This is a genomic window from Aliiglaciecola sp. M165 (assembly GCF_007197995.1).
Taxonomy (GTDB): domain Bacteria; phylum Pseudomonadota; class Gammaproteobacteria; order Enterobacterales; family Alteromonadaceae; genus Aliiglaciecola.
Window position 1 is genome coordinate 98,388 of the sequence record NZ_VKKH01000002.1, and the last position, 25,740, is coordinate 124,127.

Annotated in this window: 26 protein-coding genes; 11 read left to right on the forward strand and 15 right to left on the reverse strand. The window is 42.7% G+C overall.

What is annotated here, in order from left to right; translation table 11 throughout:
• Window positions 1–5 precede the first annotated feature (5 nt).
• The 5 genes from FM019_RS02665 to parE form a co-directional block, all read right to left on the reverse strand.
• Window positions 6–1,289: a hypothetical protein gene (locus FM019_RS02665; RefSeq protein WP_143834362.1), complete on the reverse strand. Its 1,284-nt coding sequence runs from the start codon at window positions 1,287–1,289 to the stop codon at window positions 6–8.
• Window positions 1,290–1,386: 97 nt separating this feature from the next.
• Window positions 1,387–1,959, reverse strand: coding sequence for a LemA family protein (locus FM019_RS02670; protein ID WP_143834363.1), 573 nt, complete (start codon window positions 1,957–1,959; stop codon window positions 1,387–1,389).
• Between the two features lie 8 nt (window positions 1,960–1,967).
• Window positions 1,968–2,999: a DUF3137 domain-containing protein gene (locus FM019_RS02675; protein ID WP_143834364.1), complete on the reverse strand. Its 1,032-nt coding sequence runs from the start codon at window positions 2,997–2,999 to the stop codon at window positions 1,968–1,970.
• A 30-nt stretch (window positions 3,000–3,029) separates the two neighbouring features.
• Complete coding sequence (gene speB / locus FM019_RS02680; protein WP_143834365.1) at window positions 3,030–3,863, reverse strand: agmatinase; 834 nt, start codon at window positions 3,861–3,863, stop codon at window positions 3,030–3,032.
• A complete protein-coding gene (parE, locus tag FM019_RS02685; protein WP_143834366.1) occupies window positions 3,863–5,752 on the reverse strand; it encodes a DNA topoisomerase IV subunit B in 1,890 nt (629 codons plus the stop codon). Before parE ends, speB begins: the two co-directional genes overlap by 1 nt.
• Before the next feature lie 193 nt (window positions 5,753–5,945).
• Here parE and FM019_RS02690 point away from each other — a divergent pair, with 193 nt between their 5' ends.
• On the forward strand, window positions 5,946–6,995 hold the full coding sequence (locus FM019_RS02690) for a hypothetical protein (RefSeq protein WP_143834367.1): 1,050 nt from the start codon (window positions 5,946–5,948) through the stop codon (window positions 6,993–6,995).
• 31 nt (window positions 6,996–7,026) lie between these two features.
• On the opposite strand, the gene FM019_RS02695 is transcribed toward FM019_RS02690, so the two are convergent.
• From FM019_RS02695 to nudF, 4 genes are read right to left on the reverse strand one after another with little or no spacing between them, the layout of a single operon-like run.
• Entirely contained in the window at window positions 7,027–7,605 is a 579-nt protein-coding gene (locus tag FM019_RS02695) for a YqiA/YcfP family alpha/beta fold hydrolase (RefSeq protein ID WP_143834368.1), read from the reverse strand.
• An 11-nt stretch (window positions 7,606–7,616) separates the two neighbouring features.
• On the reverse strand, window positions 7,617–8,360 hold the full coding sequence (locus FM019_RS02700; RefSeq protein WP_143834369.1) for a metallophosphoesterase family protein: 744 nt from the start codon (window positions 8,358–8,360) through the stop codon (window positions 7,617–7,619).
• 24 nt (window positions 8,361–8,384) lie between these two features.
• Complete coding sequence (locus FM019_RS02705; RefSeq protein WP_143834370.1) at window positions 8,385–8,834, reverse strand: DUF1249 domain-containing protein; 450 nt, start codon at window positions 8,832–8,834, stop codon at window positions 8,385–8,387.
• On the reverse strand, window positions 8,809–9,438 hold the full coding sequence (gene nudF / locus FM019_RS02710; protein WP_143834371.1) for an ADP-ribose diphosphatase: 630 nt from the start codon (window positions 9,436–9,438) through the stop codon (window positions 8,809–8,811). Before nudF ends, FM019_RS02705 begins: the two co-directional genes overlap by 26 nt.
• Before the next feature lie 250 nt (window positions 9,439–9,688).
• Here nudF and tolC point away from each other — a divergent pair, with 250 nt between their 5' ends.
• Window positions 9,689–11,053, forward strand: a complete 1,365-nt coding sequence (gene tolC / locus FM019_RS02715) for an outer membrane channel protein TolC (RefSeq protein ID WP_143834372.1) — start codon at window positions 9,689–9,691, stop codon at window positions 11,051–11,053.
• A gap of 122 nt (window positions 11,054–11,175) precedes the next feature.
• The gene (locus FM019_RS02720; protein WP_143834373.1) at window positions 11,176–11,997 is read left to right on the forward strand and encodes an ion transporter; all 822 of its coding nucleotides are present in this window, start codon (window positions 11,176–11,178) and stop codon (window positions 11,995–11,997) included.
• Between the two features lie 614 nt (window positions 11,998–12,611).
• Here the strand turns inward: FM019_RS02720 and prsT are convergent.
• Entirely contained in the window at window positions 12,612–15,353 is a 2,742-nt protein-coding gene (gene prsT / locus FM019_RS02725) for an XrtA/PEP-CTERM system TPR-repeat protein PrsT (RefSeq protein WP_143834374.1), read from the reverse strand.
• Between the two features lie 304 nt (window positions 15,354–15,657).
• Between prsT and FM019_RS02730 the strand changes: the two genes are divergently transcribed.
• The 6 genes from FM019_RS02730 (at window position 15,658) to FM019_RS02755 (ending at window position 21,031) form a co-directional block, all read left to right on the forward strand.
• Window positions 15,658–17,388, forward strand: a complete 1,731-nt coding sequence (locus FM019_RS02730; protein ID WP_143834375.1) for a DEAD/DEAH box helicase — start codon at window positions 15,658–15,660, stop codon at window positions 17,386–17,388.
• A 161-nt stretch (window positions 17,389–17,549) separates the two neighbouring features.
• Window positions 17,550–18,950, forward strand: coding sequence for a siroheme synthase CysG (gene cysG, locus FM019_RS02735; protein ID WP_143834376.1), 1,401 nt, complete (start codon window positions 17,550–17,552; stop codon window positions 18,948–18,950).
• A 114-nt stretch (window positions 18,951–19,064) separates the two neighbouring features.
• Window positions 19,065–20,018: a hypothetical protein gene (locus FM019_RS02740; protein ID WP_143834377.1), complete on the forward strand. Its 954-nt coding sequence runs from the start codon at window positions 19,065–19,067 to the stop codon at window positions 20,016–20,018.
• Window positions 20,019–20,364: 346 nt separating this feature from the next.
• On the forward strand, window positions 20,365–20,541 hold the full coding sequence (locus FM019_RS02745; RefSeq protein ID WP_143834378.1) for a DUF1328 domain-containing protein: 177 nt from the start codon (window positions 20,365–20,367) through the stop codon (window positions 20,539–20,541).
• A gap of 9 nt (window positions 20,542–20,550) precedes the next feature.
• Window positions 20,551–20,745, forward strand: coding sequence for a hypothetical protein (locus tag FM019_RS02750; protein WP_143834379.1), 195 nt, complete (start codon window positions 20,551–20,553; stop codon window positions 20,743–20,745).
• Window positions 20,746–20,848: 103 nt separating this feature from the next.
• A complete protein-coding gene (locus tag FM019_RS02755) occupies window positions 20,849–21,031 on the forward strand; it encodes a hypothetical protein (RefSeq protein WP_143834380.1) in 183 nt (60 codons plus the stop codon).
• Between the two features lie 314 nt (window positions 21,032–21,345).
• On the opposite strand, the gene FM019_RS02760 is transcribed toward FM019_RS02755, so the two are convergent.
• Window positions 21,346–21,642, reverse strand: coding sequence for a hypothetical protein (locus FM019_RS02760; protein WP_143834381.1), 297 nt, complete (start codon window positions 21,640–21,642; stop codon window positions 21,346–21,348).
• A gap of 375 nt (window positions 21,643–22,017) precedes the next feature.
• Here FM019_RS02760 and FM019_RS02765 point away from each other — a divergent pair, with 375 nt between their 5' ends.
• Complete coding sequence (locus tag FM019_RS02765; RefSeq protein WP_143834382.1) at window positions 22,018–22,569, forward strand: BON domain-containing protein; 552 nt, start codon at window positions 22,018–22,020, stop codon at window positions 22,567–22,569.
• A gap of 99 nt (window positions 22,570–22,668) precedes the next feature.
• Window positions 22,669–22,848 carry a hypothetical protein gene (locus FM019_RS02770; protein ID WP_143834383.1) on the forward strand — a complete coding sequence of 60 codons (180 nt, stop codon included), beginning with the start codon at window positions 22,669–22,671 and terminating at the stop codon, window positions 22,846–22,848.
• 643 nt (window positions 22,849–23,491) lie between these two features.
• Here FM019_RS02770 and FM019_RS02775 read toward each other — a convergent pair.
• The 4 genes from FM019_RS02775 to FM019_RS02790 form a co-directional block, all read right to left on the reverse strand.
• A complete protein-coding gene (locus tag FM019_RS02775) occupies window positions 23,492–23,641 on the reverse strand; it encodes an entericidin A/B family lipoprotein (RefSeq protein WP_143834384.1) in 150 nt (49 codons plus the stop codon).
• Window positions 23,642–23,840: 199 nt separating this feature from the next.
• Window positions 23,841–24,824, reverse strand: a complete 984-nt coding sequence (locus FM019_RS02780; protein ID WP_143834385.1) for a mechanosensitive ion channel family protein — start codon at window positions 24,822–24,824, stop codon at window positions 23,841–23,843.
• Between the two features lie 66 nt (window positions 24,825–24,890).
• Window positions 24,891–25,082, reverse strand: a complete 192-nt coding sequence (locus FM019_RS02785) for a CsbD family protein (protein ID WP_143834386.1) — start codon at window positions 25,080–25,082, stop codon at window positions 24,891–24,893.
• 62 nt (window positions 25,083–25,144) lie between these two features.
• Window positions 25,145–25,624, reverse strand: coding sequence for a hypothetical protein (locus FM019_RS02790; protein WP_143834387.1), 480 nt, complete (start codon window positions 25,622–25,624; stop codon window positions 25,145–25,147).
• Window positions 25,625–25,740: the final 116 nt, after the last annotated feature.

Sequence of the window (25,740 nt, forward strand, 5' to 3'; positions counted from 1 at the left end):
TAAAACTATTGTTTTAGTTTAACAATAGGTAACCGATTTAACCGTTGATATATCTCACTCAACTTTTTCAAATAGGCATCACTTTCAACCGTGTCAAACTGTTGCGCAAACTCATCTTTGCTGAGCCCTTCAGGCAAGTCATCAATCGAAGGAAAGAACACACTTTCATCGTTAGTTTTGGCCAACATCATTTGAACCTGCTCAGCATACCGAGGATCAATGGCAACCAGTGCCAATTCAATTCCAGCCAGATCAGCGGCCAGATCGGCGAAACTAAACCCACTGCCACCAGGTGCCCTGTCCATTAACTCTTTAAACTCACCGATCGCAGTACTTATGCCTTGTTCCGACAATATTTTAATCGCCGCTGAGATAACAAAATGTTGAGTCAAATCTGAGCGGCCCGCTAGCATAGGTCGATATCTAGGTGCACTAACTCGCCCTTCATAAGGCTGAACATCACCAATGAAGTTTGCCATTCTGTGATGTCCTGTGTACACCGCCAAAGCTAGTAGCGCAGCCTCATTTTCTTGAACTGGTGTGGATAAAACGTTGCGATTCTGAGCGTGTTCGAACAGCGGTTTAAGAAAATCAGCAAGAGATAAACCTGGCCTGTGTTGGGGTATTTTAAGCTCACTTAGGTATGCCAAATAATGGGTTACACGCAGCCTCAACTCTTCATCATCTGCACCGGCCAAGCCATTTTGTATTTCATTCAGTCTCATTAAAAAGTTATGAATTGGATAAAGGACAATAGTTATTCCTTCAGGCTCGGTCCTGACGACTTTCACCAAAGAGAGGGCTTCATCTCCGATATGACTATTGGTATGTTGATTAACGACGGCTGACATTAGCCATAGCGCCAGATTTCCTGAAACAGGAATATTTCCAAGCGAGACATTTTCAAGGGATATCCCCTCCGCACTGACCAATTCTGCATTTAAGTTGATATAGCGTTTAATTAACGGTACATGATAACTAAACTGGATTGAAGCACGTTTCAAATCAGAATCAAAATGGCCAGAAAACTCTGGAATGGCACGTTGCATAAACCCCAAAAGGCTATTGACCTGAGGCTTGGTAAAGGTGACATTTTGCTCGACAAAACGTCGCCGCGTAACTTGTTTTAGTTGAGTTAATAATTGGTTTACGGTGTCAGCATCGTCAACCTGCTGATGCGCCGACACGATGACATTGGGCTGAGATTCTAAAATAATAGCCCCGATCAATGTCATAAACAAAGCAAGACAGACAAAAACACCAATGAAAATCTTGAGCGCTTTTTTCATCAGCTATTAAACCATTCAAAATTAGTCACTAAACTTCGCTTAATCTCATCAGGATAGTTCGCTTCTACGTGCTGTATACAACAGAAAAGAAACTCAATTAAAAATTCGGTTTATAGTCGAAACCTGCCGATGCCTCATCGTCAGAAAAGACGGCTATCAATTGTTCTTTGTTCAACATGCTATTGACCAAGTTGTTTGGAAATACTTCAATGCCGCTGTTAAATGCCTCAACATTTTGGTTAAAAATCCGCAACGCTGCCCCTATATTTTCTTGCTGTTCTGCAATCTCTTTCATCAAGTTAGTCATAGGAGTAACTGTTTTTAGATCCGGATAGGCTTCCATAGTAACTTGAATTCCAGAAGATACGGATTTCATTAATTTTTCGATATCTCCCAAACCTTGTGGGTTAATGTCACCGTCACTCAATTGGGTTAATCCACTACGAAGTTTCGTAATGTCACTGAGTACCTGAGTTTCAAACTCTTTATGTTCGCTAACTATTCTCTCTAATTCAGGAAGGATTTTGTTTTTCTGTCGTTCCTGAGTCACAACGCCAGCCCAGGCCCTTTGCACTGCATTCTTGCGAGTAATAATGCCGTTGTAAATCATGATGACCGCTAACGCGACCAACGCTAAAATAACCAAAAGTACAATGATTGAAGTATCCATCTTCCCTCCTAAAAATTACTATCTGAATGGCGCATGAGTTGATGAACAAACGATAACATACTATTTAAACGCACCATTTGTGTTTCGCCTTTAAGCTCTTTTAAAAATGCTTGTGGATGCTCTAGATCGTAGGATTGTTCTGCACCCAATAAATCTGCGTTGTCAAAGGCAATGCACATTTGCCCATCAACGTTGATTTCGATATTCAGTTGCTTAAACAGTCCTGCAATATCTTCTATCGCAACAATCACTGCAGGTTTTAGAAATTTTGCTGCGCTAAATTGGTCACGGCAATAGACGTTGAATCGTTTTCGAAATACTAGGGACTCAGCGCTGTATTGATGTTGGTAATGCTGCCCCGCCGATGACTCAAATATTTGAATACCTCGCACATAAGTAAAAGGCAAGATGATGCCGTATCGATCGAAATGATCGTAGACGGTCTTGGTGCTGACCTGAGTTCGACCTTTGGAATCAGTGGTGGTGTAGGTTACTGTGCGTTTATTGACGTAGTGAAAGTGATAGTAGTTAAAATCAAAATCATGCTCTTCACCGTCGTAGTGACTATGATAATAACTTCGAATTTCTCGGCTATAATTACCACGATCAAAATCTGAAAAGCGTGTTTGCAAACTTTTTGTGCCGGGACTAGGTGCTACAACAAAATGATTGTCCAGCATTGCGTCCATCTTAAAAATACGCGCCGACAAGTCGCCTATTTTTTTATTTTGAAACACAACGTAGCCTAAAACCCCTACTCCCATCAGCATTAATATTGCGCTTGCAACTAAGCTTTCATTAACGTAATCATAAATGCCGGTAGTAGCGGGAAGAAAACGCCAAAAGATTCCCGCAATAAGTAGCGCCGAAATACAGATGCACAATACAGCAATAACAATATGTCGCGTGTAATTGAACGCAACAGGCTGGCCAAAATCTATTGCTTTTTGCACGGTATCTAACAAATCCGGCTTGCTATCTGCGAGATCAACACTCCGTTTGATGTCTTTGAGTAATGCTTTGACTTGACGATTAGACACACCTTCTCCTTGTGACGCGATCCAAAATGCTCATCCTTTTAACATCTTACCACACAACTCTTTATACAGTTTAATGGCGACCATTGCCGTCATATTGTTAATGTCTCTGGTAGGATTATATTCAACTATGTCTGCGCCAATAATTGGAATATTTATATGGTGCAGTACATCGAGTATTTGTCGAACTGTCATCCCGCCAGGTTCAAGGTGAGACACTCCAGGTGCATAGGCTGGATCCAGGGCATCAATATCAATGCTGACATACAAAGGTCCTTTAATATCAAGCTGTTCTGGCCCTTGCCAGTGGCGCATTTCATGTACAGTAACCGAGAACTTTTTTACTTGCTCTAATTGATGCGCATTGAGCGTGCGGATCCCAACCTGAGTTAAACTGTTCGCCAGGCCGTTTTCCATAATCCGTGCAAATGGACAGGCATGAGACAATGGATTTCCTTTGAACTCATTGTACAAGTCTGGGTGAGCATCAAAATGCAGTATGTGGATGTGTTGGTGGTGTTGCGCTAAGCCTTGTAAGATGGGAAAGGTTATTGAATGGTCTCCGCCAAACACCAAAGGTTTGGCCCCTACACTTGCAATGTCACTTATTGCCTTGCGCACCTTATCAAAGGTTTGGTTATGGTCTTCACCAAGCAAATCACCCACATCTTGAATGTCAGGATGATTAGTCAAATCGACTCCCAGCTCAGTGCTTTTATTGGCTGAACCTGAGACCAATAATTCACGTATTTTTGCTGGTGCTTTCGCCGGCCCCTTTAGAAAAGATGAATATTCATCAAAGGGCACACCCAGCACCGCGATATCATTGCTCTTAAGATGAGAAAGATTAAGGGAGCCGGCCGACATTAGACTTCGGCCATATTTCCTTTCGACTCCAGCCAAACTTTGCGATCTGGAGCGCGTTTTTTCGACAACAACATGTCCATCAGTTCCATCATTTGTTCAGCATCACCTTCGGTCAATTGAACCAATCGACGGGTATTGGGATCCATGGTGGTTTCTCGCAGTTGCATTGGGTTCATTTCACCCAGTCCTTTGAAGCGCTGAACATTCACCTTGCCGCGTTTTTTCTCAGCTTCAATGCGGTCCAAAATGCCTTGTTTTTCACCCTCGTCCAAGGCGTAATAAACCTCTTTGCCCACGTCTATTCTGAATAGAGGTGGCATAGCAACGTAGACATGCCCGCGATTGACAAGGGTTCTAAAGTGCCTGACAAACAAGGCGCAAAGTAAGGTTGCAATGTGCAAACCATCAGAGTCGGCATCTGCCAGGATACAGATTTTACCGTATCGTAACCCACTCAAATCATCTGAATCTGGATCAATGCCCAACGCAACCGAAATGTCATGAATTTCCTGCGAAGCCAACACCTGGGACGATTCGACTTCCCAACTGTTAAGAATTTTTCCTCGCAGTGGCATGATTGCTTGAAAAACGCGATCTCGGGCTTGCTTCGCCGAGCCTCCAGCTGAGTCCCCCTCAACAAGAAACAGTTCAGAGCGTTCAATATCTTGATTGGTGCAATCTGTTAGTTTGCCTGGTAACGCTGGTCCTTGGGTAACTTTCTTGCGAGCGACTTTTTTACTTTGACGTAATCTTCGCTGAGCATTGTTAATACACATTTCAGCAAGTGATTCTGCCACGTCGGTGTGCTGATTCAGCCATAAGCTAAATGCATCTTTAACAACACCTGAAACAAAGGCGGCAGCCTGGCGAGAAGAAAGCTTTTCTTTGGTTTGTCCAGCAAATTGCGGGTCTTGCATTTTGGTCGACAAAATATAAGAACAGCGGTCCCAGATATCTTCTGGCGATAATTTAACACCACGGGGCAGCAAATTTCTGAACTCACAAAATTCACGCATGGATTCCAACAGTCCTTGACGTAAACCGTTGACGTGGGTACCACCTTGAGCCGTTGGGATCAGGTTGACGTAACTTTCAGTGACCATCTCACCGCCTTCTGGCAACCACATTACCGCCCAATCAGCGGCTTCATGGTTACCTGCCAACTTGCCTACGAAGGGCGCATCATCAGGCAGTGTGATAAAATCTTTAACCGACTGGTACAAATAATCACGTAAGCCGTCTTCGTAGTACCATTCGTGTGTTTCTTTGGCAATTTTGTTGTCAAACTTGATACGAAGGCCGGGGCAAAGTACTGCTTTAGCACGCAGAACATGCAATAGCTTGGTGACTGAAAACTTTGCAGAATCGAAATACACCGGGTCAGGCCAGAAGTGCACACTGGTGCCGGTATTGCGTTTGCCACAGCTATCAACAATGGCCAATTCTTCAACTTTATCGCCATTTTCAAATGCCATACGATAAACGTTGCTGTCTCGTCTAATGCCGACTTCGACGCGTGTTGATAAGGCATTAACTACCGATATACCAACCCCATGCAAACCACCGGAAAATTGGTAGTTTTTATTCGAAAACTTACCTCCCGCATGCAATTTAGTCATGATCAGTTCAACGCCTGACATCCCTTCTTCCGGATGAATATCAACTGGCATGCCTCGTCCGTCGTCAACCACCTCTAAAGATTGGTCCTCAAACAAAGTGACTTTAATATTTGATGCAAAGCCCGCTAGTGCCTCATCCACACTATTGTCGATGACTTCTTGAGATAAGTGATTAGGTCGGGTTGTATCGGTATACATCCCCGGTCGACGCTTTACCGGCTCAAGTCCATTGAGAACTTCAATTGCTTCAGAATTATATTGATTTGACATGTTTGTTATTCGATTTTTGTTGCCACTGAAAGACGATGTTTTTCGTCTGATTGTATTTGATGGTATCAACTCATGATGCGCTGGGCAACGCACAAAAGATAGTACTTTTGCATCCTAAACAGACAATATTGACCCTTTATAGGCTTCAGCGCTATGCTGTGCGAGCACCCAAGTAACCGATAATGTAGAAATATTGAAATTTAAACCTCTCGTTGCACTTGTATTCAGCATCTACGCATTTTCCACCAGTGTGGCAAATAGCCAAACATCTGGATTACAACCCCCCTTACTGTCAGATGCTCAGTCTGCAATTAAAAGTGCGCCAGACGAAAGTTTAAAAATGTTTGAGCAGATTAGGCCAAACTTGGCACAATATTCAACAGAATCACAAATTGCCTGGTACAAAGTCGCGATTGAATCAGCAAATGCTCTATTAAAAATGGAAGACAGTTATGCCTTAACAAAGGAGATGTATCATTCCTTCTGGCAGACTGCTTCCAATCAGACAAAACAGTTTATAGGTGCACAATTTGGTCGTTATGGTTCTATTAACGGAGATTTGGCCAACGCCTCAACACTGTTTATCTGCGCTCTGAACTACAGCGACGATGAAAGTAGCCGACTACGTTCACTGAACAATCTGGCTATTGTTTACATTCAAAGTGGAGAATGGGAAAAGGCTAAAGAGACCTATTTGACCGGAATTGAACTGGCAAAGACAACAAACAATCAACGGGTTCTTGCCGCTATGAACAATAACTTGGGTCATATCTGGTTTGAGAAAAAAGATACGGTAAAAGCGCAGGAGGCGTTTAAAACGGCTTACGTGATCAAAACCAGGCTCGGCCAACATAGCAGCCGACTGCTTTCGCTGCACAATTTAATGCAAAGCATTTTGTTACTGAAAGATTGGGCTCAGTGGGACTTGTACTTTCCACTATATCAGCGGCTTGCAAACGAATACCAAATTGCAGAAGTCATCGCTCAAAAGCAATGGATGGAGGCCTACCGTTTATGGGCCACTGAACAAAACCTCCCTGACGAACAGTCACAACAAGATCTTATTAGAAAAGCGCAAGAGATAGAGAACCCTTCTTCGATTGACTTTGTGAATGACCTTGCGAGCAAAATGAATCTGCCAAACCCAGTCGACACTCAGCCACAGCAAGCCAAAGCGAGCGCCAGTATTGAGTTTTTAAAAGAAGTGTCTACGGTTTGCAGCAGTGAAACGACAGGCGAATAAGCCACCCATTATTCAGTAGCAGTAATTGACGCTAGGATTCAAACAAAAACTTGCCAATAGCAGGAAGGTGCTTATCAAAGTCGACAAAACTGTGGTCGCCGCCCTCTTCAATGGTCAACTTGCTGGCCGCATACTTTTGCTCGGCCTGACGATAATCCAAGGTTTCATCACCTGTTTGCAACAACACCCAATAGCATTGGGGATCAGTTAACTTTGGCGTGTTTAAGTTGAGCAATTCCTGAATATGGGACTCTGTTAGGGTAAAGGCTTTTTGTGTGTTTGGATTAACATGGTCGCCTAAATAATCCTGTAACAATTCAAAGGGCTTAACCGCTGGGTTGATCAAAACGGCTTTGCCACCAAATTTTTCAAGTAAATGGGTAGACATAAACCCGCCCATCGAGCTGCCAATAAATCGCAGCTGTTTGCCCTGATGTTTCTTCGCAAGGCCTTCAAGCAAGGTAGTTGCCTGCTGAGGATAGTTGGGTACCTCTGGCACTTCCATGGGAATATCTGGATAATGTGTTTCCATGTATTTGATGGCCTGCTGAGCTTTGACTGATAGTGGCGAGCTCAAAAATCCATGAATGTAAATAAGTACGTAGTGCATTTAAACCTTCTTTAAGTCACTCTGAATGTTGTGGATTGAAAGGATAAGTCGTCAAACAATTCGAATACTTTGTAACCTGGCGGATCTTTTGTCACGCCAAACTCTTCGGTCATGGCCCACTGCCAGCAAGTTGACGGGCAGCTCTCAAATTTGACGTTATCGATGATGCGGGTGGAATCTGTGTGGATATGTCCATAAATAACCAGTTGCAATGATTCGAGGCTGGAAATTTGCGACAAGAATTGTTCACGGTTAAGCCATTCGTGTTTGTCCATCCAGCTATTTGTATCAATCGGGTGATGATGACTAATCAATACATGACCCAATTTACGTGCGCGACGGATATTCTGCACAATCCTTTGCAGCGATTGCTGATCGTGCCGACCTTTTGTGCCTTGAAAACGGGTATCCAAGCCATGAATCATCCAATTTCCCAGTTGTCTAGGGGGTGAATTAGCCAAATCAAAACGGCCCAACACCTCTCCGAAGTATGGGTTCAGGTCATGATTACCAGGCAATGTTATTAGATTGTCTACGAGGTCATAGTGCTTGAGTATTTCAATGAAGTGCAGATAACTTAGTCGACTGTGATCACCAGAGATATCTCCGCTGGCAATAATCAATTCAGCATCAATGTCGGCTATTTCTTCAACGACGTTTTGCAATGAAATCGCCGGGTTGATTTGCTTGTAACCGAGTTTTTGGCGATCTGCGAACAAATGGCAATCGCTAATTTGGACAATTTTTCTACTCAAAACGGTTTCAAAGCCTGGGCATACCTAACATGCACGAATAGACTCTGCATGTTTAAGACAGAAAGCTAGCCATTCGGACAAAAACCGATTGGTCATTTCTTTTTCATTAGGCTGATGCATGTTGGTGTTGGGGTAGGCGTAACTAGGCTTTATTGATCCGATATGTTGTGCACTGAGCACTTCGGCCACCTTTGCATCATGATACAAACGGATTAACATAACCGGGCGCAAATAATTGGGCACGCCATCGGCTAATTGAGCGAGCTCAACAGTACTGGTGTAGCGGCTACTGTCGACAATTTTTACCCGATAATACAAGCCATCGTTAATCTCAAACGCATAACTCAGGGTGACCGTATCGCAATCCGGCAAAAGACGTAGAATTCGCGCATAGTTGACCTCACAAACCGCTAGTAAGTTCGGTAAGTCTGGTACATATTTGCGTTGTCTACGGATTGTGTTCATACCACTCATTTAATATCGTTTTTTCATTTAACAAGAACCATTGTAGCGCGATCACCGCCGCTGCGTTATCTATTTTGCCCTCGTTTAACCAGTTGATTGCCTGACTTTTTTCTACCCGACGCACCAAAATGTCTTCACTTTCGTCATCAAGTCCATGAACGCCATACGCCTCATTAGCGTCGATTTCGCCTATGTAAATGTGTAACCGTTCTGTTGTCCCACCTGGGCTGGACAAATAAGATAGCGCTTTATGCAAACGCTTGATTTCTACTCCAGCCTCTTCTTTCGCTTCACGACGGCAAACCCCATCTGGCTCTTCACCTGGCTCAATCATGCCAGCAACGATTTCAATCAGCCAGGGAGAATGGCTGGTTGGAAGTGCACCTACACGAAATTGCTCAATAAATACGAATTCGTGGCGTTTAGGATCGAACAATAACACCGCAACGGCATGACCGCGTTCGAGAATTTCCCGTTTTATCTCCGGACTCCATCCCCCTTCAAACAATTTATGGCTGAATTGGTAGCTAAGCAACTTAAAAAAGCCCGAATATAAAGGTCGCGTTTCAGTGATTTTTACATCACTTTTGCCAAAAACCGGATAGTCTTTCAATCTTTACTCCCGTAAATTCAGTATCAATGTGCAAGTTATCAGGATAAACAACCTTGATTAATAATTTTTTTCGCCCATTAATCAGTTTAAACACTAAAGAAAAAATATTCTGTTACACTTGAGCAGACGTTGTTACCACATTGTGTTTTAGGTTAGCGGTTGATTTTATTAGACTTTGGGTTGTCAAAAATAATAAATGTAAACGCATAGAAACAACACGAAACAATACGGAACATAAATAGGAATTCTAATGAAAAAATCAATTCTGTCTTTGCTTGTAGGCTTTAGCGTGGCCTCCCAAGCCTTCGCAGATGATCTTTATCAAGTATACCAGCGAGCCCTTGAACAAGATCCGACTATCAACCGCGCCAAAGCTGATCGTGATGCAGCCTTCGAAGGTATTTCGATTAGTCGCGCTAACCTGCTTCCACAGGTATCCGCTACTGTAAGCTACAGTGACGGCTCTCAGGATCAGTTCGATTTCACTGCTAGTGAAGATCCTAATGCGCCCCCTAATGTCTCGGTTATCAGTAATGACACAACAAATTTGGGTTGGGATATTACTCTTGATTTATCTATTTACGATCATCGCAACTGGGTAGGCCTAAACCGTGCTGAGAAAGTCGCACAACAAAGCGATACCAACTTTGCCGTATCTAAACAAGATTTGATTGTACGCACCACGACAGCTTATTTGTCTGTATTAAGAGCGAAAGACGGGCTGGAATTTGTGCAAGCTGAGAAAAGAGCGATCGAACGCCAACTGGAACAAACCAAACAGCGTTTTGAAGTCGGATTGACAGCAATTACTGATGTACATGAAGCACAAGCGAACTTTGATAATACCGTGGCACAAGAAATTGTGGCTGAAAACCTGGTTGAACTTCGATTGGAAGAACTGAGAGAAATAACGGGTAAATATCACGACAATCTTTCTGTGCTGAATACACAAACATTTAGTGCGTCTCGCCCAACTCCTGAGAGAGTCGATGGTTGGTTAAGTATTGCCGAAGAAAAAAACTTGGATTTAATGTTCCGTAAACTGGGTATGGAAATCGCCAAAGACGATATTTCCAATGCTAAAGCGGGTCACTACCCTACGCTGTCCCTCCGCGCTTCAAAGGGCCGTGATGATACTGAGATTAATGGTAATTCAGGCTTTCCAAAACGTGACAATGACTCCATAGGCCTCTCCCTCAACATTCCCATTTATCAAGGCGGTTCTGTCAGTGCATCCACCGCACAAGCTCGCTATCGTTATGTTGCGGCCAGCGAAGATTTTGAGCTGGCTCACCGCTCGACAATACGTTCAGTAAGAAGCTCTTACAATGACGTTGTGGCCGCTACCTCGACGATTCGAGCTTTGGAGCAAGCAGTTGTCTCTGCACAAAGTGCATTGCAAGCCACTGAAGCTGGTTTTGACGTGGGTACACGTACTATTGTTGACGTATTAAACAGTACTAGAAACCTATTTGATGCCAGACGAAACCTGGCAGGTGCGCGCTACGATTTTATCTCAGCAGTACTGCAGCTTAAGCGAGCAGCCGGGAACTTGACTGAGCAAGATGTTGTGGATATCAACCGAGGTTTAGTAGCGATTCAAGCTACGTCATAATCTGTAATAATTGATAAAAATAAAAATCTGCTACGTTCACTCGTAAGCAGATTTTTTTTATCTGCATTTCAGGTAAAATCCATCCCGAACATAGCCCCTAGCCATTATTGGAACCGATTTTCATGCAAGCCTCATCGATTCAAGCCAAATTTATCAAGATTCGATCTAATAAAATTTTTGAATTGATCGTTATCACGGTCATTATATTTTCCGCTTTACTCGTTGGTGCCAAAACTTACGATATGTCGCCAACATTGATCACCGTTGCCAAAGTACTTGATTGGGCCATCACGGTTTTCTTTTTAACCGAGATCACCATTCGTTTTATTGCAGAACCACGCAAACGAGATTTCTTTAAAAATTTCTGGAATGTTTTTGACACACTCATTGTATTTATCAGCTTGATCCCTGCAGATGACACAGACATGGCTATCATCGCCCGTCTCGTGCGTGTATTTAGAGTTTTAAGAATGATCTCTATCATTCCTGAACTAAGATTGTTGTTAACCTCGTTGGTCAAGGCTATGCCGCAATTGGGTTACGTAATGCTTTTGATGTTCATTATTTTCTACATCTACGCAGCAATTGGCAGTACTTTGTTCGAGACAATTAATCCTGTTTTATGGGGTGACATTACGGTTTCAATGCTGACACTGTTCAGAGTAATGACATTTGAAGATTGGACTGATGTCATGTATGAAACCATGGAAGTTTACCCTCTTAGCTGGATTTTCTATCTGACCTTCATTTTCTTAAGTGCCTTTGCTTTTTTAAATATGGTGATAGGCATTGTGGTCAATGTGATGGAGCAAGAAAACGCCAATGCCAGAAAAGAACTAGAAATCGAATCTGGTGAGCCAACCCTAACTGACCTGGCCAATCAGATGAGCCAAATTCAAGCGCAAATTAATCAATTACTCGACGCAAAAAACAAATCCAGCTGATACCAATACAGCCCCGCTTAAGCGGGGCTTTTTCGACTTAATACTATCCCCAAAACGATAACCGGGTCAGGAAGGAATAGTATAATACCAATCTACATAAAGAAGTGATCAGTCTGAATGTGCTCAGCGTTGCTTGAACTTAAAAGAGCCCCACTCTTCCTTCATTCAAGCGCCTTGATTACGCCCATTTACTTTTTCGCTGCCTGATCACTTCTTTGTGTGGATTGGTATTAATCACCATACATCATTACCATTTCACATTATTCCCTTGTTGGCATTCAAATCGCATAGTGGTCGTACGGAACCGAAAAACGTCAAAAACACGGCGACACGTATCATGCGAATTACTAGAGTAAAAGAACCTTTTAAGCACCTTAGCGGCGAGTCGCCTAAAACAATAACCGTTAGGCCTCGCAGCAATCTGAATAGCAAAGTCCACCAGCAGATAGTAGACAATGTCCTGGCATTCCCAAGCCCTGCCAAAACGAAAAACGTGCAATCAAATTAATCTAAGATTTGGATAAGCCACATCAGGTTAACCAACAAAAAAGGCGGCTACTTGAAAGCAGACCGCCTTTTACATTCAATAACCCCGTTTAGAACAACACTATCGGTTAGATTCCATATTGGGATTTCATATCCTGTATACGCTGAACTAGCTCAGCATCGTCGAACCTACGTTCAGTAAGTTTACGTCTGGCCAAACTTGTGTTTCCGCTGGCAAATAAAACTTCAACGTAATTTAGATAAATAATGTTGTTTTGCATATCATCATTGATGACTCGGTCGTAAAAGCGCAGTGCCTCGTCGTATTTTTCTTGTTTCATTAACGCCTGAGCCAATGTATCAACGGCGTCAGCATTGTTTGGACGTTGATCGACAGCTTGCCTTGCGTAGTTTTCTGCTTCCTCTAAGCGACCAACTTCTGTATACAAATACGCCAGATTATTCAACACAATAAAATTATTCGGATTTAGCTGCAGTGACCGCTCATAGGTAGCAATGGCCTGTGACTGGTCATCACTGATTTGGCGCTCTGCCAACATCATCTTAGCAGCCAAATCATTCGGGAATTGTTGAGTATGTGCTTCTAGCAGAGCAAGGGCAGCCGGCGCTCTATTCACTCTCTCCAAGTTGATGGCCAACAACACTACATTGCGACTATTAGGAATATTTTCGTAAGCCTTTTGAGCCTTGGGTAAGGCTTCATCATATTTCTGTTCAGAAATTAAAATACGCGCATGTAACCCTTCAACCATGGGTAACTCTTTGGCTTTTTCAGGTAACAGTTGCAACGCTGCTTTAGCATTTTCAAATTGACCTGCCATCGTCATAAAATGCACATTCAAGATTTGAACAGCTGCATCATCCCTAGCATCAAGAAATGCTCGACTTAACTCGATCCCGTCGTCAAACTCTCCTTTTGCGTCAAGTAATAACATTTTTCCAATGTTTGCTTCTTTGTTGTTCGGCAAACGCGCTAGCCAAGCATCGTGATGGGCTTCGGCATCTGCTACACCACCCAGTGCAAGTAAGGCTTTGCCTTTGACACTCCAATAGGCAGGAGGCGTTTGATCATTGATTTCGATTCCGTCTAGCGAATCTATAACCTCAACCCATTTGCTATCGGCGAGTTGCATGCGTGCAACAAGTAAACTTAAATCGGATCTGTCATTATTGGCCCGATAAGCATCAAGGGCTGGTTGCATTCCTTTTTCGGATTCTCCTTGGCGTTTATTTACCAAATAATAAGATGCCAGTGCAGGCACAAAATCGGGTTTCTTCTTGATAATCGCCAGCAGCTTTTCCTCGCCCTGTTCCAAATCTCCTTTTTGCACATCAAGATTGGCAATGGCCAGCTCAATTAATGCGTTTTCAGGGCTAACTGAACGTGCCTTCTCAAAATTTGTTAGTGCAGCATCAAAATCACCGCGCTTAATGTCTACTTCGCCAGCAAGAACGTACCCCTTAAAATCTTCAGGAGAGGTGCTGATCCATTCGGCAGCAAGCTCTTGTGCTTTATCTAATTGATTAGTCGCCAGGTAGGCGTTAGCAAGGGTTGCTTTAGTCACCTCTAAATCTGGGCTTTGCTCAAGGGCTTTTTCCAAATCGATAATGCCACTGACATCATTCAAAGACAGACGCAATATCCCTAAGCGAGTAAAGTCTTCTGCGGTACGGCTTAATTTCGCCGAACGTTCAACAACATCTTTTGCTTCGTTTATATTACCGGAGCGGATCAATTCGTAACCAGCTTTTGAAAATAGCTTAGCGTCCTGCTCTGACTCGCCTTCGAATTTACTCAAAACATCATTGGCTTCATCAGACATACCTAACTCAAGTTGGCTGGCCGCTAACATTTTTAAAGCAGGATGATCCGTTGGCATCGAACTCGCGATGAACGACAGGTGTCTATTGGTTGACTCATAATCTTTTAATGCATAGGCGGCATAGCCGGCGATGAGGCGAAGTACAGGATCGCCTCTGCCACTATTAATTGCTTTCTCTGCATATTTGAAAGCGTTGTCATGATCGTTATCTGCCGCCCGTGCCACACTTTTTAGCTGGTTAAGCAACGGGTTTTCCGTGTTTATTTTTAACAGTTCGTCAATATATGGTTCTGCTTCAGATACGTTCCCCGAATCTACCAACAGGTTTGCAAGTACGAAGGTAATTTGGGTATCTTCAGGATAGAGTGCCAAATACTTTTTATACACATCCGCCGCTGCATCTGCATTTTGCACGCGTAAGTAAAGCTGCCCTTGTAGCTTGAGTAAATCTTCATTCTCACCATCGTTTACAGCAAGAGCTTCGGTCTTTTCAATCGCTTCTTCGATATTACCGTTCAGCAAACTAGAATAGGCACCAATCATACCTTTATAAACCGTGTCGGCTTGAATGCCTGAAAGCTCTTCGATGAGTGCTTTAGCTTCTTCATTTTTAGCAAGTTGGATCAATGATTGAATTTTATAAAAACCGACTTCCAGCTCTTGCTCAGGCTCCATGCCCGCATCGGAATGATCTATTTCACTTAACTCAGCATAAGCGCCAGTATTTTGGTAGGCAACAGAAAGCAATGGAATAACATCTGAGGCGGGTTTTCCATACTCAAGCGCTCGATTCAATTCTTTCTCTGCACTTTCGTAATCTTTTTTGAGCAAATAAACTTTTCCTAACTCGAAACGCGCCGCTGGATTTCGCGGCTGCAATTGAATAGCATTTTTTAGTTCAATTACCGCAGAATCCAGTCTTTTTTGTTCAATAAATTCCTGAGCAGTTTTCATGTGCTCTTCGCTGGTCTTTTGGCCACACCCCAAAATTACACTTAAGCCAAGTGCTAACAATAAAATTCTCATTTGTTAATGCTTCCTTATATTTCGTTAAGCCTATGCTACAAGGCTTAACAATTTTTTAATAGTAGTAGTCAAGCAATTTTCCATTTCTTAAAATGTTCCAAACAAAATCCCATGCAAAGTCTAAGTTTTGCGTGTTTTTTCAACAAATATTGGTTTTGCAGTGGTCGATCATTGGTATAAAACTCGGTTATCTAATATAATACCGGTTTTAAACCATACCGGCCTTGGGGCGCTCTCTTGTGACCCACTCAATGCAATTTTGCTGATGTCAGCCTGCTTCGCATCCGGTTACCAGAGATCATTAATGACCACCACTGTAGATATTACTTTTAAAGACTTAAACTTACCCGATGCATTGTTACAAGCAATCGAGAAAGTTGGCTATGAAAAGCCATCTCCGATCCAGGCGGAGAGCATCCCGTTGATACTAGGAGGACATGACCTTCTGGGTCAAGCTCAAACCGGTACAGGAAAAACAGGTGCTTTTGCTTTACCCATGTTGGCGAACCTGGACATTGAGCAAAACTATACACAACTACTCGTACTTGCACCGACCCGCGAACTTGCCATTCAGGTTGCTGAAGCATTTCAGGTTTATGCAAGTTTTTCCAAAAAAATCCGTGTTCTGCCAATCTATGGCGGTCAATCCTATGACAACCAAATCCGCCAACTAAAAAGAGGTGTGCAGGTTGTTGTGGGGACACCAGGTCGTGTTATCGACCACATCAAACGCGGTACATTGAAACTCGACCAATTGCGATTCTTAGTACTCGATGAAGCAGACGAAATGTTACGTATGGGATTCATCGACGATGTCGAATGGATTTTAAGTCACGCCCCCGAGACGCGTCAAACGGCGTTGTTCTCAGCGACGATGCCAGATCCAATCAAGAAGATCACCAAACGTTACCTTACTGATCCCAAGCACGTAAAAATAGCATCCAAAGTCAGCACTGCCAGCACGATCAGACAACGCTTTTGTCAAGTTGCAGGGCACCATAAGTTGGAAGCCCTCACGCGCATTATGGAAGTGGAAGAATTCGACGGCGTAATTATCTTTGTGCGGACCAAGACCGCTACGGTAGAACTGGCTGACAAATTATCAGCTCGTGGTTACGATGTTGAACCCCTTAATGGCGACATTGCGCAAGCCGCTCGAGAGCGTACCGTTGACAAGCTCAAACAAGGCAAAATTGATATCTTGGTCGCTACCGATGTTGTTGCTCGTGGACTGGATGTTGAACGTGTCAGTCACGTTATAAACTTTGATGTACCTTATGACACAGAGTCATATGTTCACCGAATTGGTCGAACTGGCCGTGCGGGACGCCAAGGTGACGCAATATTGTTTATTTCACATCGTGAAAAACGTATGTTGTTTGCAATTGAGAAAGCCACTAAACAAAGCATTGAACAAATGCCAATACCGTCGATTTCAGAGCTGAATGAAACACGCTTGACCCGTTTCAAATCTAGCGTCATTGAGGCGATGGAAGATGATTCAATCGAGAGCTTAATCCCGATTGTTGAGTCTATTCAAAAGCAGACGGAAGCGTCGCCAGAAAAAATCATGGCAGCCTTAGCGAAAATTGCCCAAGGTGATGAGCCATTGATTTTACGTGAAGGTGATCGACCTGATCTCAACGCCAAACCTACTTACAAGGAAAGAGACGGCGGAGATCGTAAAGGGCGTGACCGTGGACCTCGTGATGATCGACGTGGCGGAAAAGGGCGCACTCGTAGCAGCAAGCCAGATGAAGGTAAACGACGTTACCGTCTGGATGTTGGTCATACGCATGGTGCCAAACCAGGAAATATCGTTGGGGCGATAGCCAATGAAGCCAACATCAGTAGCAAACATATTGGGGCAATCGAAATCTACGATAATTACAGTACAGTAGATTTGCCTGATGGTATGCCGCCGGAAACCTTCGGCGTGCTACAAAAAACTCGAGTGGCTGGACAACGGCTAGCCATTCGAGAATGGCGGGATGAACCGCCAAAACGTAAACCTAAGAAAGCAGACAAATCTTAATTCTAAACCCGCCATCACCATTGGCGGGTTTTTTAATTGTAGAAACTTTCAAAAAAATTAAGAACTAGAATGCATATAATTTAAGTTTTAATACTTTTATTTTATAAACAGCATGAAGCAAAATTAGTTTTTAGTTAGGGTAATATCGAGGTTAAATAGCCATGCGCTACTTCCCAATATTTATTGATACCAAAGAACTACACTGCCTTGTTGTAGGTGCTGGGGAAGTTGCTGCGCGTAAAATAGAGTTACTGTTGAAATCAGATGCGCGAATAACAGTGGTTGCCCCCTGGGCCTGCGATACGGTGCTCGGATTTGTACAGCAACAACAAATCACACTAATCAATCGTAAATTCCAAGACAGCGATCTGAACAATAAAGACATGGTATTTGTCGCCACCGACGATGGACACATCAATGCTGAGATCCATGCCCTGGCAACTCAACAAAAGATATTAGTGAATGTCGTAGACAATACGCCACTGTGCAAATTTATCACCCCTTCAATTATTGACCGCTCCCCCATTGTGATTGCTATGAGCAGCGGAGGGGTAGCGCCTGTTTTACTGCGCTATCTGCGACAAAAATTAGAATCTGTCATCCCAAAAAAGGTAGCACGTCTGGGTAAATTCTCTGAGAAATTCCGCGAAACGGTTAAACAACGATTATCCTCCGTTACTGCCAGGCGTTATTTCTGGGAGGACGTTTTAGATGGTCCGGTGGCAGAACAAATATACAATGACAATCCAGACCAAGCTGAAGCGATGTTCGAGACATTGTTGGACAGCCATGGCGAACAAAAAACTCAAGGAGAGGTGTACCTTGTCGGGGCAGGCCCTGGTGATCCTGACCTACTGACTTTCAAAGCGCTTCGCCTAATGCAAAAAGCAGACGTGGTGGTGTATGACCGCTTGGTCTCCAAAGACATCCTTGAGTTAGTGCGCAGAGATGCTGAAAAAATATACGTTGGCAAGGCAAAAAGTAAACATACTCTGCCGCAACATGAAATCAATGACTTATTGGCAAGAGAGGCATTGAAAGGCAATCGAGTAGTGCGCTTAAAAGGCGGTGATCCCTTTATTTTTGGGCGCGGCGGTGAAGAGATTGAAACATTGGTCAAACACAATGTTCGCTTTCAAGTTGTACCAGGTGTCACGGCTGCAGCGGGTGCTGCCAGCTACGCAGGTATTCCGTTGACGCATAGAGACCACGCCCAGTCCGTCGTTTTCGCTACGGGTCACCTAAAGGATGAGAGTATCGATTTGGATTGGCCTGCGCTGGTGCAAAACAACCAAACTATCGTGTTTTATATGGGGTTAACGGGTTTGCCCATTATTTGTAAAAAGCTGATTGAACACGGTATGCCTTCGGACATGCCAATCGCTATGGTCGAGTCGGCCACAATGGAACACCAACGTGTGGTAACAGGCACATTGTCAACGATTGAAAGCATTGCCAGCGCGGCGAATATTAAGCCACCTGCGTTGATCATTGTTGGCACGGTGGTATCGCTGCGAGACACCTTAAATTGGTACCAACAAGAGCACTCGCCTTCGGTGTAAGGAGTCCTTAGGCTGCCTGCATTAATAGGTTATGACGGCAAAATTTAACAAATTCGCCAATAATCGTTAATATAGTATTAACACAATAAGTGTTGCAGGTTTTTGGCGGACCCTTTGCGCTATCTTTACTTTACAACTTTATGGTTATTTGGCGTCATACTCACTACCAACGTATTGGCGCAGCAAACACGTTTTCAAAAAAATGACGCTGCTGATTTTATTGGGCTCAGATACGAATGGCTTGATCACCAAGAACAAACACGTGAGCTGACATTTTCGTTAAGTAAAGAAATTACCCAAAATCAGTACCGTAACCAAACCGACTATAAGCCAGAAATCGCTCAGCGCTATGTCTATGTTGAGCTGATGAGGCAAGTTCAACAAATTAACCCCATGGAAGCTAGAGTAAAACTTGTTCATCGTGGGGAGAGGATTGAAGTTAGTGTTACAAGCCGATCACGCGATATGATCTCAAAATGGCAAAACCTCATGGCAGAAAAGCAGGAATCCGCCTTTGACCAATATTTAGACGACAATCACTATGCTCGATTCACCAACCACGCCGGTCAAGAAGGGGTGTTACCCGACCATATACGCTACGTTCGCGAAAGCAGAGATATCGTATTACCCGTCGCACAAGCCATTTATGATGAGCTACAAGAAGGCAGTGACACCCGCGATTACATAAACCTGTTATTGAGTTGGCTCCAGAGCATTCCTTATGACACTTTGGAGAATCGCATTGGTACCAGTGGTTCGGGGTTCTTTTCACCGGTCGAAGTGCTAGTGAATAACAAAGGCGATTGTGATAGTAAAGCGACCTTAGCGGCAGCGCTAATGCGTGCCCTGCTGCCTAATCTAAGTATGGCTATTGTATATTTACCCAATCATGCACTATTAGCTGTCAATTTAGGCTACAGAAATGACGAGCAATGGCTTGATATTCGCGGTGCACCTCATGTGCTAATCGAACCTACAGGCCCTGCTAAAATGACCATCGGCAAAACATCAGATGAAACCGCCCGACACCTTGCCAATGGTTCTTATACTTATGTGTTGGTGCCTTAAGCTAAAGGTATTTGTATAGTTTTAATCTCCGGTTTCTTCTCTGCCCCATATTTTAAGCAGCCAACGGTTAAAAACGAGTTACCCATTGTTACCATAAAGTGATTTCCAGAAAGTGTGATTCTTAGCTATTTAGTCCTGCCAATGATAGCGAAGAATAATGTGGTATTTTTAGCGGAAAATTATTCACTACTATCCTGTAAATGTTTCACAAAAAGAGTTACTCAGAAAATTTCAAAATAATAAAAAACCAATTTATTTCAATAATTTCAATAACATACGAAATAAATTTAGCTTTGGCACATTTAAAGCATTGATACTCGTGAAAAAAATTAAACGGGAGAAGAATATGTTAAGTTGGGCATTGTTGTTTTTAATCATTGCAGTTATAGCAGCTGTTTTAGGTTTCGGCGGTATTGCCGGAGCAGCGACGGGAATAGCGAAAATTATATTTTTTGTTTTTCTAGTATTGTTAGTAGTTTCGCTTATCGCAAATGCAGTTCGCGGAAAATCACCGAAAGTTTAGGAGATAAACATGACTACCACTAAAAAACTTTGCACTACACTTATTGCTCTGGTCGCTATATTTGGACTTTCCGCTTGCGGAGACGATAAGGCTGAAGAAGTCGGTGAGAACATAGACGAAGTTGTTACCGATGCAGGTAACGCAATAGAAGATGCATGCGAAGAAGTAAAAGAGGGTGTTAAAGCTGAGGACAAAGACTGCTAACCCTTGAGCTTACCGATACCGAAAAGGCCGTATTAGGCCTTTTTTGGTTTATGACCTTCTAAACACTTTTTATTAAAAGTGATAGAACAATCGGAGACACATTATGAAATGGCAAATTATTGTACTTGTTTTGGTTGTATCCATGGGCGTGATCTTCGCGGCAACGGATTTAGGATCTGGTGGATTTTTAAGCTCGTTTTTAGGCGCTTTTGGGTTGATCACCATTTTCATCGTCGTTGCACTAGTAATGTATGCGAGCAAAGTAAGAAAGCGAAATGATGACTAACAAAGGAACATTTGAAGAAGTTGGCTTACTTTGCTTGGGTCGTAACGGACCCGCAGACGCAGCTTGGCAGTTGAACATTAGCTTAGACCTTAAACTTCGTCTACGTTGACCGATTCATTGTCAATCGACATTTGGATTATGATCGTTTGTTGTAGACTGCGAGCAAACCGAAGAAGATTCTGGCTGACGACTTTAGTGGCTAAACTTAAAAGCTTAATGACCTAAATTCAGTGTGATAGCCTTTTTCCTTTAGCCACTTAATGCTTTTGCTTATATGAGTCAAAAAACGCCAGTTCTACGTTGATTGGTACGATTTAGTGTATCATCCATTTCGAAACTGAATATTCGCTCCCAAAAACAGCAATGTGCTGCAACCCCCTTGTTACCAATTTTTCAACAACCTCAGTGCGCATTTTAATTTCGTCGGGTGGCTTAATCGGCCAGTTGGAAATGTCATCGATAATCGTCCATGGCTTATCACAAAACTGTTCGGTGTAAGCAAGGATAGACTTGCCGAACCGCTCGATGTAAAGCTGGTGATCCCACTTTCCATCGTAGCTAAGAAGCAAAGCGTCATTAGACTGCGTGATGTTGTAGCCTTTGTTATACATGCTGTTTTTCCGTTCATAGCAGATGAGCGAAGCGTGGCTCGTAAACTATCGTGCATAAAAAATATTTATATTAGCCTTCATTAGAATGGAATAATTTTTTGACTTGTTTTTGATTACGATATTCACACATTGGCAAACACGATTGCATAGATAAGCGTCGAAATTTATACCGCAAACATAATCAAACCTCCTCCAATGCTAATAAACATAATAAGTATCTAATCAGTGGGAAAAAATTACATACTGCCATGTAAATTGAGCAAAAAAAGGTGACTCCAGACCTCATAAAAATTTAATTTCCATAACAATATCAACAACATAAGCTTTGGCATTAAAATGGCAACGAGGTAAGTGACTTTTTAAAAGGAGATAATTATGAAACGTTCTATTTGTTCTTTATTTGTAATTGCAGCTTTGGGTAGTGTGTCGACTTCAGCTTTAGCAAACAATACATGGCAAGACTCTGCTAAAGACGCTTGGATAGACGGCAAAGCAGAAACAACGTTGTTATTAAATGGAAACTTGAACTCTTTCGACATCAATACAGATGTTAGTGATGGCACTATAACCTTAACAGGTAAAGTTGACAGCGAAGTCGACAAAGCCCTAGCTGAAGAGCTACTTGCTAGTCTGGATGGTGTTAAAGGTGTAGAAAATGAGCTGACTGTCGTGAACAACGATAAGAAGTCAGACAGCGAAATGATGCAATCGTTAACGGATACCAAGGTAGAAACCGTAGTGAAGACGAGATTGCTTCTAGAATCTGAAGTTCGTGGCACAGCCATAGAGGTTGAAGTAGACAAAGGGGTTGTGACGTTGAGCGGAAAAGTCGATTCAGATGCAGCAAAAGATTTGGCCATTGCAATCGCGAGAAACACTGACGATGTTGATAGTGTGGTCGACAAACTGACCATAGCCGAAAGCTAAAAGTCGACACATCAATGATTATAAAAAAAGCACCCTTTTCGGGTGCTTTTGCAGTTTAACTTTTAATCAATAATACAAAACGCGAAGCTGGGAACTATTATGTCCAAAATATCAGACTACAACCTTGACCAGAATCAGGCAGCCACTGAGATTATACATTTTAATTGGTTTGACCGATTTAACTCGAAAGACCAAGATACTAGCCAATTTGACTCTGCAAAAGCAGACTCTGCATTTAGCGAAGACGAACAGATCGCCAACAGCAATTTCAAAAATTAACCCTAGTCTGGCGATCGTCGCTACAAGATCTGTATCTGATAGTCAGACCATATTGCATAACAACAATGCGAAGCAATTTTGAACCTATTTGCGGTTTGATCAATTTCCAACACGAAATTGACGATCATTCAACAGGTATGGGTAGTTTAAGGCGCTACTCCTAGACGGTACATTGTCTAAAGAGTAAGGCGAACGCCGTGAGCTTGTCATCAGATTCAGAAATTAAATCTTATCATAGGGTAGGAAAGCATCTGAAACGACTGACCGTTAAACCACTTATATAGACCCCTTACTACTTTCAAAGTCCCCACTAATAAACAAGCATGAAGCAGGTTTCATACTAATGCTTCTCTGATAATAATAATCTTAACAGTTCACACTGATTGAAATCGGATGTTCCATACATTTAGACAATACAACGCCAGTGGGCACCATCTGGATTGCCTCAGTCCAGGAAAGGACGTCGCTTGACACATCGGTTTTGATATAGAAAAAATAAGAAGAGGGGAAGATTTAAGATTAATTCGGGGTAAAGATACAAGAAAACTTGGGTGACTCAATAGACAGCGTAAAACGCGTACATTGTTGACGAGGCACTCCAAGCTTTCCAACGTTTCAGTGGGTAATTAAAAGGTAAAGACTTCTAACCATCGGCGGCGTCTTGAACCGCTTCTCCAGCGCTTTCTATGTCCTCACCAGCACCCTCTAGAGTTGCACAGCCACCGAGTGCTGCAGATAACACCAGTAACAATAAGACTAATTTAGCGTGCTTAAAATGTGTTTTTAATTGCATAGCTTCTTCCTCTTTTTGATAGATTAATGGTCGACATAGACCGTACACTCTCTTGCTAACGCCATTTCCGTGCCAAAGCGTAACTAATTGAAATAATAAAACTTATTAGTTAGCTGATTTATTCTGATTGGGTAAGTTAGTAGTATTTGCTTAACGATGTGAAATATTTACTCGATTTTTTTCACATAGTAACGTCAAATTACTCCTGCCCATTGTCGTCCAATTCTCCATTATCATCACTATTATTTCCCTTCTTCCCTTCCTGACTAGTTTGATCAGACTCAGATGGTGATTTTTTACTTAACATGGTGTTGAGTTTCTCACCTCCCTTTGCGCCGAAGTCCAGGGTGCGTATTGGGAACGGTATCAAGATATCTGCGTTTTCGAGAGACTGCTTGATTTTTACCACAGCCTCATGCCTGGCTTGCATGAAACCGGTTTCGCCGGGATATTTAATCCAAAACCAGACAAGAAGATTAATGCTGCTATCGCCAAAGCTTTCAGCGAATACTGCGGTCTCGTCTTGCTTGATAACAAACTCACAGCGATTGATTTCTTCCACTATGACACTTGCTGCCTTTTCGGGATCATCTGCATAGGAGATGCCTACAGGCACTTCTATTCTTCTAACTCCAGTGCTACTGAAGTTAGTGAGAATGTTTCGAAACAAAATTTTATTAGGAACAATTTCAAGCTGACCAAAAAAGGTTTCTACAAGAGTATTACGAAGGTTTATTGTCTTGACGGTGCCAAATACACCATCAGCTTCTATTACATCTCCTATTTGAAACGGCTTCCTTATACCCATTGCGATTCCCGCAATCAGGTTTTCCGTCATATCTTGGAAAGCGAAACCAATAGCAAGACCTATAATCCCTGCACCAGCAAGCAGGGAGGTAACCGTTCCTTTGAGGCCCAGAAAATCCAAGGCCACAAAAATGCCTGCAAGCATCACGCATACTTTAAAAATTGATGCTAATAGATCGGCTATTTGTGTTGATTCTAGTGCCCGTCGCAAAACTTTCTTAATTGCCTTACCCGCGAATCGAGCGGCAAGTGAAAACGCGATGGTTATTAAAATAGCGACAACAAGGTTTGGTAGATGCTTAATACCTGTCTCTAACCAAGACTGGAGCTTTTCGTTAATCAAGCTCCAAAATTTTTCTAGTTCAATCAATTCCATCTCTATGTAAGCTCGTGGTTTTGGTTAAAAAAGCGAGGAGTGGAAAAGTCACACTCCTACAAAGTTTTACTTCTTCAGTTTGTCAAACTCCTTCTTGGCCTCGTCTTTCCCCATTCCGTATTTTTCCTGCATTAAGCCTTGAAATTTCTCAAGCTTTCCTTCGACTTGTTGAATATCATCGTCGGTCAATTTACCCCAATTTTCTTTGACAGAGCCAGTCATTTTTTTCCAGTTGCCTTCGATAATGTCTTTGTTCATTTGATCTTCCTTTTAGTTAATATTACTTTGCGATTTGTTGCCACAACCAAGAGGTATTGGCTCTATTTTAAGTAGCGCTTTGCATATGCTGACCACAATAATTGTGACCGAGCTTGGACCCCCGAAGAGATATCAGCAACAATTTTTAGAATGCTAGAGTCGGAGATAGTATCAGCAAATCGATTTATTGAGCGTGATACCTTGTTCTCGTGTTGGTTAAGTTTACTGAGCAACAATTGAGGAGATTCATGATGCAACCCTGATAGCAATGTGTAAGACCATTGTGCTAATGGGTGAACTTGAACAAATTCGAAATCCTCGATATCCGTACTTTCAAAAACAACGGGATGTGTTGCGATGCCTATGTCTGATTTCGAAATTTCCTGAAACAAGCTTTTGAGCTCAATGTCAATGCATGTAGCAGCCGCTTTCGTATAAAAAGCACGGCTTGCTTGACAGATTTCGCACACTTCCGAAATCGATGCTATCTCTATAGCCGAATTGTCTAACTCTTGTGGATGAGGACGGTCGTTACCGTTCATCACTCCTCCCATTGGCTGCTTTGTATTTCTACGACTTCTAAGATGTACTCAAGAGCTGTGCCAACAACGTATACATTTGATTGTTATAGATTTTAATCGTCATGCCGGAAAGAAGA

What these genes read in the sequence shown, in the direction of transcription:
- tolC (WP_143834372.1), top strand. Translation starts at nt 9,689, where the DNA reads ATGAAAAAATCAATTCTGTCTTTGCTTGTAGGCTTTAGCGTGGCCTCC.
- FM019_RS02670 (WP_143834363.1), bottom strand. Translation starts at nt 1,959, where the DNA reads ATGGATACTTCAATCATTGTACTTTTGGTTATTTTAGCGTTGGTCGCG.
- FM019_RS02755 (WP_143834380.1), top strand. Translation starts at nt 20,849, where the DNA reads ATGAAATGGCAAATTATTGTACTTGTTTTGGTTGTATCCATGGGCGTG.
- FM019_RS02695 (WP_143834368.1), bottom strand. Translation starts at nt 7,605, where the DNA reads ATGCACTACGTACTTATTTACATTCATGGATTTTTGAGCTCGCCACTA.
- FM019_RS02790 (WP_143834387.1), bottom strand. Translation starts at nt 25,624, where the DNA reads ATGAACGGTAACGACCGTCCTCATCCACAAGAGTTAGACAATTCGGCT.
- FM019_RS02720 (WP_143834373.1), top strand. Translation starts at nt 11,176, where the DNA reads ATGCAAGCCTCATCGATTCAAGCCAAATTTATCAAGATTCGATCTAAT.
- FM019_RS02770 (WP_143834383.1), top strand. Translation starts at nt 22,669, where the DNA reads ATGTCCAAAATATCAGACTACAACCTTGACCAGAATCAGGCAGCCACT.
- cysG (WP_143834376.1), top strand. Translation starts at nt 17,550, where the DNA reads ATGCGCTACTTCCCAATATTTATTGATACCAAAGAACTACACTGCCTT.
- FM019_RS02730 (WP_143834375.1), top strand. Translation starts at nt 15,658, where the DNA reads ATGACCACCACTGTAGATATTACTTTTAAAGACTTAAACTTACCCGAT.
- speB (WP_143834365.1), bottom strand. Translation starts at nt 3,863, where the DNA reads ATGTCGGCCGGCTCCCTTAATCTTTCTCATCTTAAGAGCAATGATATC.
- FM019_RS02785 (WP_143834386.1), bottom strand. Translation starts at nt 25,082, where the DNA reads ATGAACAAAGACATTATCGAAGGCAACTGGAAAAAAATGACTGGCTCT.
- FM019_RS02775 (WP_143834384.1), bottom strand. Translation starts at nt 23,641, where the DNA reads ATGCAATTAAAAACACATTTTAAGCACGCTAAATTAGTCTTATTGTTA.
- FM019_RS02665 (WP_143834362.1), bottom strand. Translation starts at nt 1,289, where the DNA reads ATGAAAAAAGCGCTCAAGATTTTCATTGGTGTTTTTGTCTGTCTTGCT.
- FM019_RS02705 (WP_143834370.1), bottom strand. Translation starts at nt 8,834, where the DNA reads ATGAGTGGTATGAACACAATCCGTAGACAACGCAAATATGTACCAGAC.
- FM019_RS02750 (WP_143834379.1), top strand. Translation starts at nt 20,551, where the DNA reads ATGACTACCACTAAAAAACTTTGCACTACACTTATTGCTCTGGTCGCT.
- FM019_RS02760 (WP_143834381.1), bottom strand. Translation starts at nt 21,642, where the DNA reads ATGTATAACAAAGGCTACAACATCACGCAGTCTAATGACGCTTTGCTT.
- prsT (WP_143834374.1), bottom strand. Translation starts at nt 15,353, where the DNA reads ATGAGAATTTTATTGTTAGCACTTGGCTTAAGTGTAATTTTGGGGTGT.
- FM019_RS02780 (WP_143834385.1), bottom strand. Translation starts at nt 24,824, where the DNA reads ATGGAATTGATTGAACTAGAAAAATTTTGGAGCTTGATTAACGAAAAG.
- parE (WP_143834366.1), bottom strand. Translation starts at nt 5,752, where the DNA reads ATGTCAAATCAATATAATTCTGAAGCAATTGAAGTTCTCAATGGACTT.
- FM019_RS02745 (WP_143834378.1), top strand. Translation starts at nt 20,365, where the DNA reads ATGTTAAGTTGGGCATTGTTGTTTTTAATCATTGCAGTTATAGCAGCT.
- FM019_RS02765 (WP_143834382.1), top strand. Translation starts at nt 22,018, where the DNA reads ATGAAACGTTCTATTTGTTCTTTATTTGTAATTGCAGCTTTGGGTAGT.